This window comes from Calothrix sp. PCC 7507 (genome assembly GCF_000316575.1).
Classification (GTDB): Bacteria; Cyanobacteriota; Cyanobacteriia; order Cyanobacteriales; family Nostocaceae; genus Fortiea.
Window position 1 is genome coordinate 1,057,522 of the sequence record NC_019682.1, and the last position, 16,585, is coordinate 1,074,106.

Genomic DNA, 16,585 nt, shown 5'->3' on the forward strand with positions numbered 1-16,585 from the left:
TATTTATCTTTGTTGTTGCTTTAACCAAGCTGATAAATCAGCAACACTAGAAAAGTCTAATTTGGAAAATTATTGAACATGATTGGTAATTTTAATATATTTGGGATCAACCTAGCCCAATCCAGGCATCGCAAATATTTGTGATGTATCCCGCGCCCTAAAAACTCTATAGTTAACGACTCTTTACAAACCATCTGCAACCCTGTGGCAAAATTTATTAGAGTCCTTCCAACCTAGTTTTTCCCGCATGACCGCAACTATTCCGAATCTCCCTAGTCTGTATGAACCCCAAGCCACAGAAGCCAGGTGGCAAAAATTTTGGGAAGACAACCAAGTTTATAAGGCTGACCCCAACAAAGGCGGTGAACCTTATTGTGTTGTGATCCCGCCGCCTAATGTCACCGGTAGTTTACACATGGGTCACGCCTTTGAAAGTGCGTTGATTGACGTACTGGTACGTTACCACCGGATGCAGGGACGTAATACCCTGTGGTTACCGGGAACTGACCACGCTAGCATCGCCGTTCATGCCATGCTAGAAAAGCAACTCCAGAAAGAAGGTAAAACTCGCTATGAATTGGGGCGAGAACAATTCCTAGAACGCGCTAGGCAATGGAAGGCTGAGTCTGGGGGGGCGATTGTGAATCAGCTACGCCGCTTGGGCGTGTCGGTGGACTGGTCACGGGAACGATTTACCCTGGATGAGGGTTTATCTCAAGCGGTGGTGGAAGCATTTACGCGGTTGTATGAGGAAGGTTTAATTTATCGTGGTGAATATTTAGTTAACTGGTGTCCCGCTTCCCAGTCGGCGGTGTCTGATGTGGAGGTGGAAAATCAGGAGGTAAATGGTAATCTTTGGCATTTCCGCTATCCCCTTACGGATGGTTCTGGTTATGTGGAGGTGGCGACTACTCGCCCTGAAACGATGCTGGGTGATACGGGCGTGGCGGTTAATCCCAATGATGAAAGATATCAGCACTTGATAGGCAAAACCGTAACTCTGCCAATTGTACAACGACAAATTCCCATAATTGGCGATGAATTTGTAGACCCCACGTTCGGTACTGGTTGCGTCAAGGTGACTCCCGCCCATGACCCCAATGATTTTGAAATCGGTAAGCGTCACAATCTGCCGTTTATTAATATTCTGAATAAGGACGGAACTGTTAACGCTAATGGGGGAGAATTTCAAGGACAAGACCGCTTTGTCGCCAGAAAAAATGTGGTGGCTCGCTTAGAAGCAGATGGCTTTTTGGTAAAAATAGAAGATTATAAGCATACCGTTCCTTATAGCGATCGCGGTAAAGTTCCCATTGAACCACTGCTTTCTACTCAATGGTTTGTGAAAATTCGCCCTTTGGCAGACCAATCTCTAGAATTCCTCGACCAGAAAGATTCTCCAGAGTTTGTCCCCCAGCGTTGGACTAAGGTTTATCGTGATTGGCTAGTCAAACTCACAGATTGGTGCATCTCTCGTCAACTGTGGTGGGGACATCAAATCCCGGCTTGGTATGCTGTTAGTGAGACAGGCGGGCAAATCCTAGATAATACGCCCTTTGTGGTGGCGAAAAATGCCGACGCAGCTTGGGAAAAAGCCAAAGCACAATTTGGTGAAAATGTACAGCTAGAACAAGACCCAGATGTGTTAGATACCTGGTTTTCTTCTGGACTTTGGCCGTTTTCGACCTTAGGCTGGCCAGAACAAACTCAGGATTTAGCGACTTACTACCCAACCACTGCCCTAGTCACAGGCTTTGATATTATCTTTTTCTGGGTTGCCAGAATGACAATGATGGCTGGGCACTTTACAGGGAAAATACCATTTAAAGACGTTTACATCCACGGATTAGTGCTGGATGAAAAAGGTCAAAAGATGTCTAAGAGCAAAGGTAATGGCATTGACCCCTTGTTATTAATTGACAAATATGGTACTGATGCTCTGCGCTATACCCTAATCAAAGAAGTCGCGGGGGCTGGTCAAAATATCCGGCTAGAATACGATCGCAAAAAGGATGAGTCAGCATCGGTGGAAGCCTCCCGTAACTTTGCTAACAAGTTGTGGAATGCGTCCCGCTTTGTGTTGATGAATTTGGATGGACAAACACCGCAACAATTAGGTCAACCACTCAGCACTGAATTAAGCGATCGCTGGATTATTTCCCGCTATCATCAAACTATTCAACAAACCACCAATTACATCAACGACTACGGTCTTGGTGAAGCCGCGAAAGGACTGTATGAATTCATTTGGGGTGATTTCTGCGACTTGTATATTGAACTGGTAAAATCCAGGCTCCAAAAGGAAGCAGACCCAGCATCACGGCGATTAGCACAACAAACCCTCGCCTACATACTCGAAGGGATTTTAAAACTACTGCATCCTTTTATGCCCCATATTACTGAGGAAATTTGGCAGACTCTCACCCAACAACCAGCAGATTCCCCGCAAGTTTTAGCTTTACAAATCTATCCCCAGGTAGATGCAAACCTGATTGATGTGGAATTGGAATCACAGTTTGAGTTATTAATTGGTGCTATCCGCACAATTCGGAATTTACGGGCTGAAGCAGATGTGAAGCCAGGGGTAAAAGTGACGGTGAATTTGCAAAGTGAAAGCGCCAAAGAACGCCAAATCCTCATCGCTGGACAAGATTACATTAAAGATTTGGCGAAGGTAGAGAATCTCACCATCGCTGGCGAGGAAAATAGTCAAACAGTCCCACTTCCCCGTCCAAAACCCCAACCTTGGCGGGGTTTAAAAACAATTGGCTGGGCGATCGTCTTACTTATCTTTACTCGCTTGGCTTATACTGCTGTCGATGCAGTTGATGATATTCCTGCACTCGGAACTTTCTTTGAAATCCTTGGTCTTGGTTACACAACTTGGTTCATCACCCGCTACATACTGTCAGCGCAGTCTAGACGCAAGTTTTGGGCACAGTTGTTTAAGCAGACTACTGAACAGTATCTACCACAGAAGCGATCGCCACAACCCCCAGCACCAGAAAATGCGATCGCTGGTGTTGTCGGTACTGTACAAGTGGTAATTCCCCTCAAGGGTGTGGTAGATATCGAAACAGTCCGCGCCAAACTAGAAAAAAGCCTCAGTAAAGCCGAAGCGGAAGTACAATCTTTGAGTTCCAGGTTAAACAATCCGAATTTTGTCGATAAAGCTAGAGCGGACGTGGTACAGGGAGCAAGAGACGCTTTAGCAGAAGCTGAGAAACAAGTGGAAATTTTACGCCTACGCCTGAGTAGTTTAGTATAGCTGCAATGGTTAATCAGTTAACTGCCGGAGGCTAGTATGAAGTGTGAAGTGTCAAATTACCCCGCCGATTCCAGGATATGGAGATGGAAAAAACTTATCTGGGACACGCCACTTACTATAAAAGGCATGTACCAATTTTTGTCATCCTTTACCCTAGTGGTTTGTCAATTTTGTTTTGAGGGGTTTTTGGTAGTGCGGGCCGAAAAGCCCGCGTGAGCGAGACGCTCACACTACAGTCCCTCATTTCAACCCTGACAGACTACTAGTACATCACGGCGTAAATAAAGCTACTATTCTAAAAGCACAAAAAGCTTACAGTGTATACCTCTTGCTTTCATACTTCATACTTCAGCCTTTTTGTACTAGTACAGTGCGGCGGAAATAAGCAGACCATTCTCAATCGCTAAAAAGCTTACTCCATATTACTTTTGACTTTTGACTTTTGACTTTTGACTTTTGACTTTTGACTTTTGACTTTTGACTTTTGACTTCCGCCTTGCGGTACTAGCCTCCGGTAAGCCACCCTTTGGGTGTCTACATCCTTTAGACTTCTTTAGTGAATTATGAATTAGAGTCATACTTAAATTTCATAATTCACAGTCCATAATTCATAATTTTTGCCCCCGAAAAAATTAAAAATTATGTTTGGGATTTTAAATTTTGAATTGGAGGAAAGCGACATTCATGTTATATCTAGCTCAGGTGCATAAAAACGAATTTCTAGAGCAGCATCAGCTACGCTTGTTAGCGCGTCGAGAAGCTGAAAATCTCTGGGCAATCATCCCAGAAGAAGCGTTCATTCTGTTGGGAAAAGGCAAGCCTATGAGTGAGAAATTATTGCTGTTAGTAGAGCTTTCTCCCACAGGAGAGATTGAAAAACTCGAAGATGCTACCAACTGGGTACTGTACTTAGTACAAACTTACCTCTCCAGCGGCATAACCCCCGACTTTTTGCAACAAGAAACAGAACGCGCTGAACATTGGCGACAATCCCTGACACTGCAAAACCAAGATTTAGCACGTCGTTCTCTGGAACTCGAAGCCCGACGCGAGCAAATTCAAGCTTTAGAAGAAAGTATTAAAAGAGATAAGAACGGTCATCAGAAAGAAGAGCAAAGTGACTCGTAAGCAATTCCACAAATAATAAAACTTTAATTGTCATTGGTCATTGGTTATTTGTCATTTGTCATACCCAATAAGATATTTTTACCTATTGCCTATGACCTATTGCCTATTGCCTATTGCCTATGACCTATTGCCTATTGCCTATTGCCTATTGCCTATTGCCTATTGCCTGCCTAAGCAAGTAAATTCAGAAATCACTGAAGAGTTATTCACAGCGATCGCCAGCAAATGCGCTACAATTACCCCAGATATGCCATACCCAGCGTTGGTAGTTGAAGTTGTTTCTCCTGGCAAAGTTAACGAAGACAGAGACTACCGGTACAAGCGATCGGAATCAGTGAACAGTTAACAGTTATCAGTAAACAGTTAAACTTAATACTGCCAACATTTTAGATCCCAATCACAACCCGCTACCGCCACAGCCGCAACATAGTTATTCGCAGGTACTAACTCGTATAAACTCCAGTCTCCAGATGTCTGCAATTTTGCTGGTGTTGTAGGAGTTAAGTAGATTTCAGCTTGCTCTAACTGGGCTATGCCTTCACCTGTGGCTTTTAAATAAGCTTCTTTACAAGTCCAGTAGCGGAAAAATATTTCTTGCTTTTGATTAGGAGCAAGCGATCGCACTAATTCAGATTCTCTAGGTAAAAAGAACCGATTAGCCAGAGCTTCCACATCGTCCATCGATCGCATATATTCTAAATCTACACCAATTTGGCGATCGCTCACTCCAAGTAACCCTAATCCTTGAGAGTGCGACAAGTTAAACGCTAGCCCACTTTTAGCAAACTTTTCAGCTAATACTGGTTTACCACGAGGTTCATAATCAAACTCCACCTCACTAGGAGCCACGCCCAAGTAGCTACCCAATATAGCTCTAAGGCTACCACGACCAGCAATAAAACGTTGTCGATGCTCCGGAAAATAAAATCGTTGAGCGCGAGTAAGTTCATCACCAGAAAGACTGGCTGTAAAATCTTCCAGCTTTGATTCCGTTTGCTCAAGGTTAATTCGCCACAAATGAACATCATTAGGCGACAACGTTAAATCGGTTGGTGCGGGTAGCCAATTTCTCATTTTGGAAATGGGGAATGGGGAACTTGTACTGAGCGTAGCCGAAGTATGGGGAATGGATAATTTTCCCTACACCTCCCACACTCCCTCTGCTACGTTTATTGTGTCCGCTATCGTACGATAATCGGTCTATTTAAAATGCTCATCACCTCGCCTGGGTTAGGACTTGGCATCAACGGACTCCAGTTACCAACATCTGCGTAGCCAATCACCTGCAGGTAATGAATTGTGCTAGTTACGGCTTTGGGTGAACCAATCAATAAGTGTTTAAGTGGTTCTCTAACAGGGATGGCTGGGGAGTTGCTTGAACTGAAGACAGTTAGATTTTGGTCATTAGCTAAAAAGCTAGTGACTCTAAACTGTGACATCATTGTATTTATATCCTGATATAGGGTTTACTGAAGGCGATTGCAGTTCTTGGCGGAATGGGCGATCGCCTTTGTCATTAAATATATACGTTGGCGTATTGACGTGTCAATGTGCTAAAGTAATATTGACAGAAAAAAACTATAAAGTGTTGGTGTGTTGATGTATTGACGCACCAAAAATGTACTTTGGCGCGTAAATTAAGTTCAGAACAAAAATTATGTGGTTCTGAAATGCCTAAGTACGTTGACCTTTCTCGTTATTGGACGGAAGACAAAAACTTATCTATTCAAAAAGCCAAAGAGATGACTGGGTTGGACAAAAGAACCTTATCATCTGCCAAACAAGGGCGATTTGAGCGTGGTCAGTTTGAGACTCTCTTTAAACTTAGAGACTTAGCTTCTCAATTAGCTGGAAAACCATTAACACTAGAAGAGATTTTTAAAGATGATTGTTGAGGGGTGATGCTTCTCGTTGTGGATAGGGAGTTGAAGGAGGTTTACTAAATTGGTTCTTATGATACGTGAGCGTGCTACGAAACAGCAGATTGACGAAATGCTCAAAACCTGGGGAGTGTTTATAAAATTGGCAGTTGATGTTGAGCGAGAAATTTTAGCAGGTGGTGCAGTGCGTCACTATGAATGCGAACAAGAATTGTTGCAAGATGGCAGCAAACAACGGAATATTTGGGGTGCAGATTGGAGTCCTTACACCCAGGAGATGGTGTTTGAATCGATTATCAACATCCGTCCCAGTGAAAATAATCGTAGTATGGAGATTCAATCTCCCCTGATTCGAGAGCGTGTTACTCAGATTACCCAGCGATTGCTAGGAGGATTATGATACCTAACTGGAGCGCAATTGAAACCAGTTTTTTACACCAACCCTATCCACAACAATTGGGAGAATTAGCAGCTGCTTTGGCGCGCCTAGAATCTTGGTGTCAACAGAATGCTAGTCGTGAATTAGTGCCGGTGTTGCTTTCTGAAAGCCTACTGTATATAAATTTGTTACAACAAAAAAGCCATATCAATAATATTGAATTAGCTCAACTGCAAAAATTGCTACAAGGTTGGGAGCAAGATTGGTTAGATATTTACGATAACCCAACCGCAACTGCTTCTTTGGGTTCGGTTGCGGCTACTTGGTCAAAGCGAGTGTTGGAGATGTCGGGGTTATTGTCAACAGCAGTTATGTAAGCGATCGCTCATCTGCCCTGTTGTTGCTCAATCCATTGTAAAAGGCGATTCCAAGCCCACCAGGGGTCAGGATCTTGAGCTTGGCGCTGACCTTTTTTGCTGCTCAAATAGCCAATATGACCACCGTAAGGGGTGAGCATTAAATCTATGGCTGAATTTCCCGCACAGGCAGCTTGCAAATCAGGGATAATATCCGGGTGAAAAAATGGGTCATCGGCAGCATAAATAATTAAAGCGGGCTTTTCGATGTGTGGCAACAAAGGTAAGGCGCTGCTGGCTTTGTAATATGCTTCTACAGAGGGAAAGCCCAATTTTCCAATCACTAATTCGTGGTCAAAAGCCCAAATACTGTTCGCGCGTTTGATAGCTTCTGGGTCAAGACTACCAGGATGTGCATCATGGATTCGCCATGCAAGTTTTTTCAACTTGCGTGTGATTCCGGCTTCTAAAAATCTACCAAAGCGGTCTTTAACTAGATAAGATAGCGATCGCACAGAATCCAAACTCGGACAAATTACCGCACTACCGCCAATATCGCTGTATTTGATGCCTAAATCCTCATTACCCCGGCTTAAATCAGCCGCAGCCTTCAGCGCCCATAATGCTAGTTGTCCACCCAAAGAAAACCCCACAAACCAAAACTTTCCTGGACAACCCATAGTAGCCGCAGCCGCAGCCAGACGAACAAAGTCTTCCCCCTCATACAAACCATCAGAAGTCAACGTCGGCGACAAATCAGCAGTTTTGCCGTGGGCGCGCCAATCAAACAACAGCACAGCATACCCTTGAGCATAAGCTTTACGTCCCAGGAGCCTCAAAAACCATTCTTTATCCAACTCTCCTGTAATGCCATAAGTGCCAATAATTGTGCCACGAGGATTTTCAGGTATGGCAACCCAGCTAAAAATTGGCACATCTTTTGCTCCAGACAAGACCGTTTTATGGTATATCGGTTCTGGGTGTTTAGTTGTGCTTTCCCAGTAACGACTTCCCCATAAAGAGGTGTAAACGGTCATCGCTACGCCATTTTGGAGGAATGGGGCCGGATTGTAGGGGGCGTAACACATCATATAAAGAATTTCGTGTACTTTGAGGGAGATCCCTTATTCTGTTATCTTAAGGTTTATGTTAGATTTAAAATCTTTTTTATAATCAATACAGCAATCTTTGTATCTACCAAAGGTTCTTAATTATCCTTAATAAGTAGTAATAATTTTTAAGAATGCCGAGGATTCTTGTCATAGACGATGACCCAGCAATTTCAGAACTCGTTGCCGTCAACTTGGAAATGGCTGGCTACGATGTTAGTCAAGCAGAAGACGGGATAAAAGGTCAGGCGCTGGCTCTCCAGCTACAACCAGACTTAATCATGCTCGACCTCATGTTGCCTAGGGTAGACGGGTTCACCGTTTGTCAACGGCTGCGTCGGGATGAGCGCACATCTGAAATTCCCGTTTTGATGTTGACGGCTTTAAGCCAAACGCAAGACAAAGTGGAAGGCTTCAATGCTGGCGCAGATGACTACCTCACCAAGCCCTTTGAAGTCGAAGAATTGCTAGCGCGGGTGCGAGCATTACTGCGGCGAACGGACCGCATTCCCCAAGCAGCAAAGCACAGTGAGATTCTGAATTATGGCTCACTCACCCTCGTTCCCGAAAGATTTGAAGCCATCTGGTTTAATGAAACGGTGAAACTGACTCACTTGGAGTTTGAGCTACTCCACTGCTTACTCCAGCGCCACGGACAGACAGTTTCTCCTAGCGAAATCCTCCGAGAAGTTTGGGGCTACGATCCAGATGATGACATTGAAACCATTCGAGTACACATCCGCCATCTGAGAACCAAGCTAGAACCAGATCCCCGCCACCCCCGTTACATCAAGACAGTATACGGCGCGGGATACTGTCTCGAGTTACCTAGCTTACCTCCATCACATGAAGGAGCTTCAACATCGGTTGTAGAGTAGGGAACAGTTAACAGTTATCAGTTATCAGTTATCAGTTATCAGTTATCAGTCTGTTAACTGATGACTGACGAATGCCCTATTTGCTAAAAATTCGATAGTAGAGCCACGTGGTTGTTTCCTTGATGGGGAAAAGCAGGTAGGTGAGAGGATTAATGGTGACAATAATATTTCGGAAGTCTCGCCGCGCTAAAAACAGAATTGCACGAGCAACTTGCGTTGCTGACATCACTCCGTAAGGATTGAGTTGACTCTTAAAAGGCCCTAAAATTAATTTACGAATTACACAATCCCCGTTTAACCGTTTGAGAGTCACTAAATCCCCTAGCGCTCGTTTGCTGAGTTCATAAAGTGGACTGAGTGCTGGAGATACCTCAGCCTCAGAAGTATTAACCCAAATTTCCTTAGTTGCTTTGTCTTGTGGCCCCTTGACAGTAGTAAGAAATATATCCATTAACTGCAACGCCGAAAAGGTATTCACTTCGTAAGAAGATGCGATCGCCTCCGGTGTCCGGCTACTATAAACGTTGACTCCGTGATTGATAATCAAAATATCGACTTTCTCTAAACTATCCCTCAGTTCAGTTTCATTGCCTAACTGCCAGGGGACTACCTTCACCCCAGGTTGGGGCTGTAATTTTTCTGGATTAGTTGTCAATGCCACCACTTTGGCATTCTGTGTTAGCAGTTCCGCTACTAAAGCTTGTCCCAGTGTACCTGATGCTCCAGTTAAAGCGACGACTTTACCTTTAAGCGACAATCCTGTTCCCAAAACTTTATCTACTAAAGGAAAGACACCACTGTAATAGGCATTAACATCATCAAAGTGATGTCGCCAGTGGTAAGTCCGATTTACCCACCAAACAGATGGAATTGTCTCTAAAGGCCCGGGAAGATGGTTGTAGTCTGTATCAATTGACCCCTGGAAATATCGTAGAGACGCACCATACAAGAAAGTGACAGCATAGGCTACTCCCAACCATAACCCTACTTGGTGAGCCAATAAAGCAATTATTGTCAATATCACTACCAGTAGACTCGACTCGACAATGTCATGGTAGAGCTGGGACTCTTGGTAAATTTTCGGGGAAACTATCGATAAATCCCGACGATACACCATGTGGTGCTTGTTGTGCCATTTAGAAAGCCAATTGACTTGGTGACACAAAGCATGGTAGCTGTCTCTCAATACCTCGGTGAGCAAAAGTGAGAACAATCCCCAACTAGCAAACTGCAAACAGGTATTTATCAAAACCCAATTCATTTGTAATCTTGCCTCAATCCCAGTCAAGCTTTCTGCTAACATTTTTGATCATATTGCGTCACACTCCATTTTTCAGAATCTGATAATTTCTCGTTAGTCCGCGGAGGCGGACGAGAGTCTGTGTAGCTGCGTTCACGGAGTGTGCCGCAGGCAATTCTATTCGCCTTGGCTAAAGTTGACTTTGCTGCCCCTCATCAATTGCTCCATCGCAGCTGGCAATTAAGCTTTCATCTTGTGCATAAAAAAAAGCCAGCAGACATATAGAGAATTATGGCAACGCCATTAGTTGTCAATCAATTTGGAAACGACCTGAGGATATATTTCGTATGAATCTCAAATCGGTTATTTCTAGTCGTTTATTGCTCATGCTGAGTCTGACTGTGCCTGCTGCATTTTTATCTGCAGCGAGTGGAGCGGTTGCACAGCAAGCTACACAGCCTGGTATAGTTACGGCTAGTCAAAAAGTCCAACCGTTTATTACAGCACAAGTCAGACGTGATACTTTGCAAAATTTGCACAACACAAAATTGTCGCCAATTTTCCAAGGTAGTGATGGCGGTAAAGGGAAAGATGCTTCTGACAAAGGCAAAGATTCTTCCGATAAAGGTAAGGATGCTTGTGATTCTTGTCCTGATGGAGGATTATACAAAGGAATCAGAGAAAGCAATCCTCGGCCAGACGAGCAACCGATTCTGAATCAGCCAGGACGAATAGTCCCGTCAACTGTCCTGCTTAAAGGATCGCAGATTAGATAAAAAGCATTGCTGTGATTAAGAGTCAGAAGTTGGAATCGGGTTTCTGACTCCTGACTTCCTAATTTTCATGAGCATAAATCAGGGATTGTAAATATGGATTTAGTTATTGTCGGCGATCGCAGTGATTTTTTGGCGATCGCAGTTGTTAATTTAGCCAAAGAGCAAGGGTTTGTTGCCGAGATTCTCGATGTGTGTGCAGCCGCACAGTTGTTCACAGTCAGTATTGATTCTGGATGTGCAATTGTCACTCCTGATATTCCTCTGTTGCTACGGATGCCGGCACCATCTACCATCCGTGAAGACTTTGATGCTTCGTTTCAGTATGGTGAGTGTCTCGCAACTTTGTGGGCTGCTGCAGCGCTGATGAAATCAACTGTCATCAACCGTCCTACACCATTCAGCGCCTGGGGACGTGCATCAAATTCTACGGTACTCACTGAAGTCAGGGCTGGTTTGAGTCCAGAAGGCATGGAAGTCTTTTCCTTGCATCCTCCAGCTCCAGCACAGCAGCTAGTTAACCAACAATGGTATCTGCAAGATATGACAACATTTACAGATACCCCGTGGCCAGAAATTCCTGGAGGTGAAGGCCCTTATCGCGCTTACTACTCAGATTCTGAACCAGCTTACGAAATGGTGGTAGTTTTAGGCGAACAAGCTTGGCGTTCCACAACAGCCCCCCTAGAACATTTACAACTAGAAAGCCGTAGTATATCGGTGATGAAACCACTAGATATCACATTCGGTGTGGTTATCTGGAGCATTTCCCCCGATTTGGATCATGCTGTCCTATTTCGCGTCAATCCATTTCCCTCCCTGCAACAAGTACAGTTTGTTTGGCATTCCTTAGCACCAGCACTCATTCAGGCTTTTTTCCCATGATTTACGCTATTGGACTCGATTCAGATCGCACTTTTTGTCATTTTGTCTCTGAAGTTACTCAGCGTGGTATCCAGGTGCAAGCCATTAACCTGCGAGCTGTAGTTTTAGAAGGAGATTGGCACTTTACCCTCCCTGATGATGGATCGAGTTACATCAGTGTTGGCGAAGAAAAATTCCCACTTGATCCCAATGGTGCCTATTATTGCCGAATCATTGACCTTTCATCGGTGCAATCTGATTTGTCTCTGGCAATACGTTGGCGCGGTTTGATGGTAGCATTAACAGCGTGGTTAGAACACATTCCTGGTACAGTCATTCATCGTCCGGGCGATCGCTCCGATAACTTCTCTAAGCCACTACATGAATATTGTCTGCAATCTGCGGGTTTTCAAGTCCCAGCTAGCATCACCAGTTCCCATGCAGACAAATTAGCTGCCTTTGCTGCCAAATCACCAACAATTGTCAAAACAACATCCGGTGTTCGCGCTGACAGTCGGTTAGTACAACCAGAGGAATTTCTGGACTTTCATCCCTCCCAAGGGCCTGTACATTTACAAAGATATGTTGCTGGTGCAGATATCCGAGCGCATGTAGTTGGTAATAGTGTCCATGCTGAGTTGATTCAGTGTTCAGAAGTAGATTATCGTCAGTCATTTGAAGATGCTGATTATGTAGCTTTTCAATTACCTGAATCTTTATGTCAGCAAATTATTGCTGCAACTGCTGCTTTTGGGCTACAGTTTGCCGGTTGGGATTTTAAAGTAACTGATGATCATCAATTTTGGTGTCTAGAAGTTAACCCGATGCCAGGATATGATGGCTATGACAAAAGAGCTAATGGTCGTATTACTGATTCATTATTAGCAATGCTAATGAAGAGTGATGCTGCTGAAAATTCTGCCAGAGTTTTTTCTGTGCAACCCAAAATCCAGCCACAGGAAATTTTTGCAGAAGAAATTCTCATAGAAGAAATTTTGACAACAGAACAGTGTGAAAAGGTCTGGTATACTATTTATGAACTAAAGCAGCTTTGGATTCAAAGAGGTAAATCTAATTTCTTCACTTTAGGAGCAGCTAGCTATCTCGATTTTTCCGAACTGGCTGATATTAATGATGACTATTATAGTAGAGCTAAGAAATATAACCCAATTCTCCAGCAAAATTTTGGTTGGCTTTATCAACTAATTCAAGAAGCTCTAGAGCGGAACTTACAATCACCAATAAAATATACAGAAAATCTAGATATCCCAGGATTTCATATTTGGCAATACCCAGCAATTTTTACGCAGCCAACAGCATCAATTCATTTTGATTTGCAATATCAAAACCACAAATGGCAAGATGTTAACGAAGTCGATTTTAGCCGTTCAATTTCATTTACCTTACCTATTAAACTTCCCAGATGTGGCGGTGGCTTGAATGTGTGGAATTTAAAATATGAGGAATTTGTCGAAGCTTATAATCAAGGTCTTGTAGTGCAAGTAGAAGAAATGCTCAGTTCGAGAAAACAAACTTTTCATCCTTACAAAGTGGGCAATCTAGTAATACACTCTGGTCATTCACTCCATCAAATTGCACCAGTTGAGCAAGTTTATGTAGATGATGAGAGAATTACCTTACAAGGGCATGGAATTTACTGTGATGGTGAATGGCAACTATATTGGTAATATAAATGAGAAAATCAACAATTTACATATGTCTATCCAAGTTTACGGAATACCTAACTGTGGAACCTGTAAAAAGGCTCTGAAGTGGTTGCAAGATAATAATGTTGACTATGATTTTATTAACACTAAAGAAAATCCACCTAATTCTGAGATAGTCCAAAATTGGGTCAAGTCTTTGGGTAATTTGCCCATGAGAAATACTTCCGGTCAATCCTATCGTGCTTTGGCTGAGGATAAAAAGACTTGGAGTGATGAGCAGTGGATTGAGGCATTTGCTAATGATGCGATGCTGCTTAAACGTCCCCTATTTGTGAAGCATGGAACGGCAGTATTAGTAGGCTTTAAAGATAAAGAAGAAGTAATACGAGAAAAATTAGGAATTTAAGCTATGGTTATGTTAAGAAATTCTCTTTATATATAGCGGTTCTCGGTCGGATGCAACACAATCGAGGGCGGGAAAACCCATTAGTGTCAACTTAAGCAACAGATGGCTTATTGCAGAGCTTACCTACCCGCCGGGGAATGAATTCGCAGGCTAATAGCTCAAGTCTACTGAAGTAGACTAGTACCGCAAGGCGGAAGTCAAAAGTCAAAAGTCAAAAGTCAAAAGTAATATGGAGTAAGCTTTTTAGCGATTGAGAATGGTCTGCTTATTTCCGCCGCACTGTACTAGGGATTTGTGAGAATTTTGAGTCATTTTTAGATGACTTTTGCTATGAGACTCAGAATTCATTCTGAGGCGGGACAAGGGTTTCACGTTAAGTTGACACGTATGTATGGGCTTTGGGATTTAAAACTGGATCTCGCTGATTTGAAAACCGCTGTATCAATTAGATAAATCCTTGTGTAATTTGGCATTGAATCGCTGCCATAATCCTAATCGCTTATTTTTAGCGTTGGCTTCTGCTATTAAAAATTGCGTTTTATTTTCATCGCAGTTGTATAAGGAATCTTGATCGACAACGGCTTTACCTTCTTCGACTAAACGGAGATTTATTGAGCGATTATCTAAAAATACTTCGCCAACGGTGCGATCGCTCTGATCTTTTTCTATAGCCTTGACAACCACTGGGATACCTGGTGGTAGTAGTTCTTTGAGTCTCTGGGTTGCGGCTAAATTATCGCTGCGTTGAGCTACAGGTGGTGTCTTAATACACGCTAGTTTGACTATCGCTGTTTGCCCCACATCATTTTTCACACGAATTGTATCTCCGTCTGTAACGCCAACTATCGTCCCCAATACTAAAATTAACTGAAGTAAAGCCATTGATTTTTTAGATAAAAATTATACATTTTGTGGTAGTGTTTTCCGAGACTACCTAGGAAGACTCGATTTTATTTGAGGAATTGGGGTATTGCTTGTGATTTAACTCACAAGCTGGTAAAAGTTAATAATGTCCGAAATTGTCATAATTGACTGTCTTGCTAGAGAGAGCAAGGAAATTTAAGATTGATGCGATTGTCTGTATGAGGCTTTTATTTAGCGCTAAAGCGTTACGGCGCATTGTGGGAATGAAATACATCAAAGGGCATGTAGGGGTGGGGTTTCCCCGCCCTTACCGTGCGATCGCTACACTTACGGTTAAATTACGCCACCGTATTTTACGTGAAAGTTGTAGCGGGCACTACTTGCTGAATAACTGCGTCGAGTATTTAGGTGTGAACTTTCTGCTTCAGTCTTTCTGAGGCAAAAATTTTGATGTGCCGGATTAAATGAAAAACTACTAATTAATCAATAACTTTAGTAAGCATAAATACCAATAAAATATATGAAATGTAGATTTGACCACGAAAATAGGCGAACTCAAGGTTGGCGGCGATCGCTGAAAATTTTTTTACCAGCCTTGTTTTTGCTGTCATTTTTGGCGACATTCTTGCTGAACAACTTCCATCCAGCGATCGCCCAACTACCCCGTCAGGAAATTCGCGGAGTTTGGCTAACCAACAATGATATCGATATCCTCAGAGAACGTACTAAAGTCCAAGAAGCTGTAAGCCAACTACGGCAGTTGAACTTCAACACAGTCTATCCTGTAATTTGGAATTCTGGCTATGTGATGTATCCCAGTGCGATCGCACAACGCACTGGGATTCAACCCTTTGTCCTACGAGGTACAGATGGACATGATATTCTTGCAGACTTAATTAACCAAGCTCATCGTCATGGATTACTCGCAATTCCCTGGTTTGAGTTTGGTTTTATGGCTCCTCCAACCTCAGAACTAGCATTGAATCATCCGGAGTGGTTCACCCAAAAACGAGATGGCAGTCAAACTTCTATTAGTGCGGCTGGTGAAGTGATGTGGCTCAATCCCTTCCATCCACAAGTGCAGCAATTTATTAGCAGTCTCGTGCTGGAAGCCATTACTCAATATGATGCTGATGGCATTCAGTTCGACGATCACATGAGTTTGCCTCACGAATTTGGCTACGATAAATACACCGTGGCGTTGTACACCCAAGAAACTAAAAATCCTCCCCCAAGCAATCCCCAAGATCAAGCATGGATGCGTTGGCGGGCAGATAAAATCACTGCATTCATGGTACAACTCAACCAAGCTGTGAAGGCAAGAAAACCCAATGCGATTTTCTCGGTTTCTCCCAACTACTACAACTTTGCTTACAAGTTTCAACTGCAAGATTGGCTTAACTGGGTGCGGCTGAATATCGTAGACGAGCTAATTGTGCAAGTTTATCGCCCGAAGTTGCAAAGTTTTATCGAAAAGATTTCCCTCCCCGAAATGCAAGAAGCACAACAAAAAATTCCCACCGGAGTTGGCATTATGGCAGGGTTAAGAAATAATCCCGTTTCTATACAACAAATTAAAGCCCAAGTTCGGGCTGCTCAAGAACGCGGCTTGGGTGCTGTCTTCTTCTACTACGAAAGCCTCTGGGAACATAATTCAGAGTCTGTCGCTGAACGGCAAAATGGATTACAGTCCCTCTTCTTCTCTCCAGCACTTCGTGCTAGAACACCATAATGACATTAAGGAACCGGCGCAGAAGTAATAGACACAGTAGG

At 43.3% G+C, this 16,585-nt stretch carries 17 protein-coding genes and 1 pseudogene; 13 read left to right on the top strand and 5 right to left on the bottom strand.

The genetic code is table 11. The annotated features are described in order from the left end of the window. The first annotated feature begins 247 nt into the window (after positions 1 to 247). From CAL7507_RS04715 to CAL7507_RS31265, 3 genes and pseudogenes are all read left to right on the top strand, one after another. Positions 248 to 3,268, top strand: a complete 3,021-nt coding sequence (locus CAL7507_RS04715; protein ID WP_015127287.1) for a valine--tRNA ligase — start codon at positions 248 to 250, stop codon at positions 3,266 to 3,268. 684 nt (positions 3,269 to 3,952) lie between these two features. Beyond that, a complete protein-coding gene (locus CAL7507_RS04720) occupies positions 3,953 to 4,396 on the top strand; it encodes a hypothetical protein (RefSeq protein WP_015127288.1) in 444 nt (147 codons plus the stop codon). 190 nt (positions 4,397 to 4,586) lie between these two features. Then, positions 4,587 to 4,727, top strand: a pseudogene (locus CAL7507_RS31265) (Uma2 family endonuclease); the annotation flags it as partial. 38 nt (positions 4,728 to 4,765) lie between these two features. Here the strand turns inward: CAL7507_RS31265 and hetI are convergent. Both hetI and CAL7507_RS04735 read right to left on the bottom strand, forming a co-directional pair. Next, complete coding sequence (gene hetI / locus CAL7507_RS04730; RefSeq protein ID WP_015127290.1) at positions 4,766 to 5,470, bottom strand: 4'-phosphopantetheinyl transferase HetI; 705 nt, start codon at positions 5,468 to 5,470, stop codon at positions 4,766 to 4,768. Between the two features lie 107 nt (positions 5,471 to 5,577). After that, on the bottom strand, positions 5,578 to 5,838 hold the full coding sequence (locus CAL7507_RS04735; protein ID WP_015127291.1) for a hypothetical protein: 261 nt from the start codon (positions 5,836 to 5,838) through the stop codon (positions 5,578 to 5,580). A gap of 183 nt (positions 5,839 to 6,021) precedes the next feature. Between CAL7507_RS04735 and CAL7507_RS04740 the strand changes: the two genes are divergently transcribed. Genes CAL7507_RS04740 through CAL7507_RS04750 form a run of 3 tightly spaced genes read left to right on the top strand, consistent with a single transcriptional unit; the run spans position 6,022 to position 7,032 of the window. After that, positions 6,022 to 6,291 (top strand): hypothetical protein, encoded by a 270-nt coding sequence (locus CAL7507_RS04740; RefSeq protein WP_236556877.1) that lies wholly within the window; start codon positions 6,022 to 6,024, stop codon positions 6,289 to 6,291. Between the two features lie 58 nt (positions 6,292 to 6,349). Beyond that, positions 6,350 to 6,676: a DUF5674 family protein gene (locus CAL7507_RS04745; protein WP_015127293.1), complete on the top strand. Its 327-nt coding sequence runs from the start codon at positions 6,350 to 6,352 to the stop codon at positions 6,674 to 6,676. After that, a complete protein-coding gene (locus tag CAL7507_RS04750) occupies positions 6,673 to 7,032 on the top strand; it encodes a hypothetical protein (RefSeq protein WP_015127294.1) in 360 nt (119 codons plus the stop codon). Before CAL7507_RS04745 ends, CAL7507_RS04750 begins: the two co-directional genes overlap by 4 nt. A gap of 8 nt (positions 7,033 to 7,040) precedes the next feature. Here CAL7507_RS04750 and CAL7507_RS04755 read toward each other — a convergent pair whose 3' ends face one another. Beyond that, on the bottom strand, positions 7,041 to 8,102 hold the full coding sequence (locus CAL7507_RS04755; RefSeq protein ID WP_015127295.1) for a YheT family hydrolase: 1,062 nt from the start codon (positions 8,100 to 8,102) through the stop codon (positions 7,041 to 7,043). 152 nt (positions 8,103 to 8,254) lie between these two features. On the opposite strand from CAL7507_RS04755, the gene CAL7507_RS04760 reads away from it, so the two are divergent. After that, positions 8,255 to 8,998 (top strand): response regulator transcription factor, encoded by a 744-nt coding sequence (locus CAL7507_RS04760; protein ID WP_015127296.1) that lies wholly within the window; start codon positions 8,255 to 8,257, stop codon positions 8,996 to 8,998. 76 nt (positions 8,999 to 9,074) lie between these two features. Here the strand turns inward: CAL7507_RS04760 and CAL7507_RS04765 are convergent, their stop codons facing one another. Beyond that, on the bottom strand, positions 9,075 to 10,301 hold the full coding sequence (locus tag CAL7507_RS04765) for a bifunctional sterol desaturase/short chain dehydrogenase (RefSeq protein WP_015127297.1): 1,227 nt from the start codon (positions 10,299 to 10,301) through the stop codon (positions 9,075 to 9,077). A 284-nt stretch (positions 10,302 to 10,585) separates the two neighbouring features. Here CAL7507_RS04765 and CAL7507_RS04770 point away from each other — a divergent pair, with 284 nt between their 5' ends. The 4 genes from CAL7507_RS04770 to CAL7507_RS04785 all read left to right on the top strand — a co-directional run bounded on the left by CAL7507_RS04770 (position 10,586) and on the right by CAL7507_RS04785 (position 13,948). Then, a complete protein-coding gene (locus CAL7507_RS04770) occupies positions 10,586 to 11,014 on the top strand; it encodes a hypothetical protein (protein WP_015127298.1) in 429 nt (142 codons plus the stop codon). Between the two features lie 93 nt (positions 11,015 to 11,107). After that, positions 11,108 to 11,896 (top strand): hypothetical protein, encoded by a 789-nt coding sequence (locus CAL7507_RS04775; protein WP_015127299.1) that lies wholly within the window; start codon positions 11,108 to 11,110, stop codon positions 11,894 to 11,896. Beyond that, positions 11,893 to 13,563 carry a RimK family alpha-L-glutamate ligase gene (locus tag CAL7507_RS04780; RefSeq protein WP_015127300.1) on the top strand — a complete coding sequence of 557 codons (1,671 nt, stop codon included), beginning with the start codon at positions 11,893 to 11,895 and terminating at the stop codon, positions 13,561 to 13,563. The genes CAL7507_RS04775 and CAL7507_RS04780 overlap by 4 nt, the downstream gene beginning before the upstream one ends. A 28-nt stretch (positions 13,564 to 13,591) precedes the next feature. Next, on the top strand, positions 13,592 to 13,948 hold the full coding sequence (locus CAL7507_RS04785) for a Spx/MgsR family RNA polymerase-binding regulatory protein (RefSeq protein ID WP_042341821.1): 357 nt from the start codon (positions 13,592 to 13,594) through the stop codon (positions 13,946 to 13,948). Between the two features lie 441 nt (positions 13,949 to 14,389). On the opposite strand, the gene CAL7507_RS04790 is transcribed toward CAL7507_RS04785, so the two are convergent. Beyond that, positions 14,390 to 14,830, bottom strand: coding sequence for a thermonuclease family protein (locus CAL7507_RS04790; RefSeq protein ID WP_015127302.1), 441 nt, complete (start codon positions 14,828 to 14,830; stop codon positions 14,390 to 14,392). A gap of 200 nt (positions 14,831 to 15,030) precedes the next feature. Here CAL7507_RS04790 and CAL7507_RS31525 point away from each other — a divergent pair, with 200 nt between their 5' ends. Continuing rightward, positions 15,031 to 15,249, top strand: a complete 219-nt coding sequence (locus CAL7507_RS31525) for a hypothetical protein (RefSeq protein ID WP_144051191.1) — start codon at positions 15,031 to 15,033, stop codon at positions 15,247 to 15,249. Positions 15,250 to 15,332: 83 nt separating this feature from the next. Continuing rightward, positions 15,333 to 16,544 carry a glycoside hydrolase family 10 protein gene (locus CAL7507_RS04795; protein WP_015127303.1) on the top strand — a complete coding sequence of 404 codons (1,212 nt, stop codon included), beginning with the start codon at positions 15,333 to 15,335 and terminating at the stop codon, positions 16,542 to 16,544. The last annotated feature ends 41 nt before the right edge of the window (positions 16,545 to 16,585 follow it).

Coding starts and splice junctions, on each gene's coding strand:
- CAL7507_RS04715 (WP_015127287.1), top strand. CDS start 248: ATGACCGCAACTATTCCGAATCTCCCTAGTCTGTATGAACCCCAAGCC.
- CAL7507_RS04720 (WP_015127288.1), top strand. CDS start 3,953: ATGTTATATCTAGCTCAGGTGCATAAAAACGAATTTCTAGAGCAGCAT.
- hetI (WP_015127290.1), bottom strand. CDS start 5,470: ATGAGAAATTGGCTACCCGCACCAACCGATTTAACGTTGTCGCCTAAT.
- CAL7507_RS04735 (WP_015127291.1), bottom strand. CDS start 5,838: ATGATGTCACAGTTTAGAGTCACTAGCTTTTTAGCTAATGACCAAAAT.
- CAL7507_RS04745 (WP_015127293.1), top strand. CDS start 6,350: ATGATACGTGAGCGTGCTACGAAACAGCAGATTGACGAAATGCTCAAA.
- CAL7507_RS04750 (WP_015127294.1), top strand. CDS start 6,673: ATGATACCTAACTGGAGCGCAATTGAAACCAGTTTTTTACACCAACCC.
- CAL7507_RS04755 (WP_015127295.1), bottom strand. CDS start 8,102: ATGATGTGTTACGCCCCCTACAATCCGGCCCCATTCCTCCAAAATGGC.
- CAL7507_RS04760 (WP_015127296.1), top strand. CDS start 8,255: ATGCCGAGGATTCTTGTCATAGACGATGACCCAGCAATTTCAGAACTC.
- CAL7507_RS04765 (WP_015127297.1), bottom strand. CDS start 10,301: ATGTTAGCAGAAAGCTTGACTGGGATTGAGGCAAGATTACAAATGAAT.
- CAL7507_RS04770 (WP_015127298.1), top strand. CDS start 10,586: ATGAATCTCAAATCGGTTATTTCTAGTCGTTTATTGCTCATGCTGAGT.
- CAL7507_RS04775 (WP_015127299.1), top strand. CDS start 11,108: ATGGATTTAGTTATTGTCGGCGATCGCAGTGATTTTTTGGCGATCGCA.
- CAL7507_RS04780 (WP_015127300.1), top strand. CDS start 11,893: ATGATTTACGCTATTGGACTCGATTCAGATCGCACTTTTTGTCATTTT.
- CAL7507_RS04785 (WP_042341821.1), top strand. CDS start 13,592: ATGTCTATCCAAGTTTACGGAATACCTAACTGTGGAACCTGTAAAAAG.
- CAL7507_RS04790 (WP_015127302.1), bottom strand. CDS start 14,830: ATGGCTTTACTTCAGTTAATTTTAGTATTGGGGACGATAGTTGGCGTT.
- CAL7507_RS31525 (WP_144051191.1), top strand. CDS start 15,031: ATGAGGCTTTTATTTAGCGCTAAAGCGTTACGGCGCATTGTGGGAATG.
- CAL7507_RS04795 (WP_015127303.1), top strand. CDS start 15,333: ATGAAATGTAGATTTGACCACGAAAATAGGCGAACTCAAGGTTGGCGG.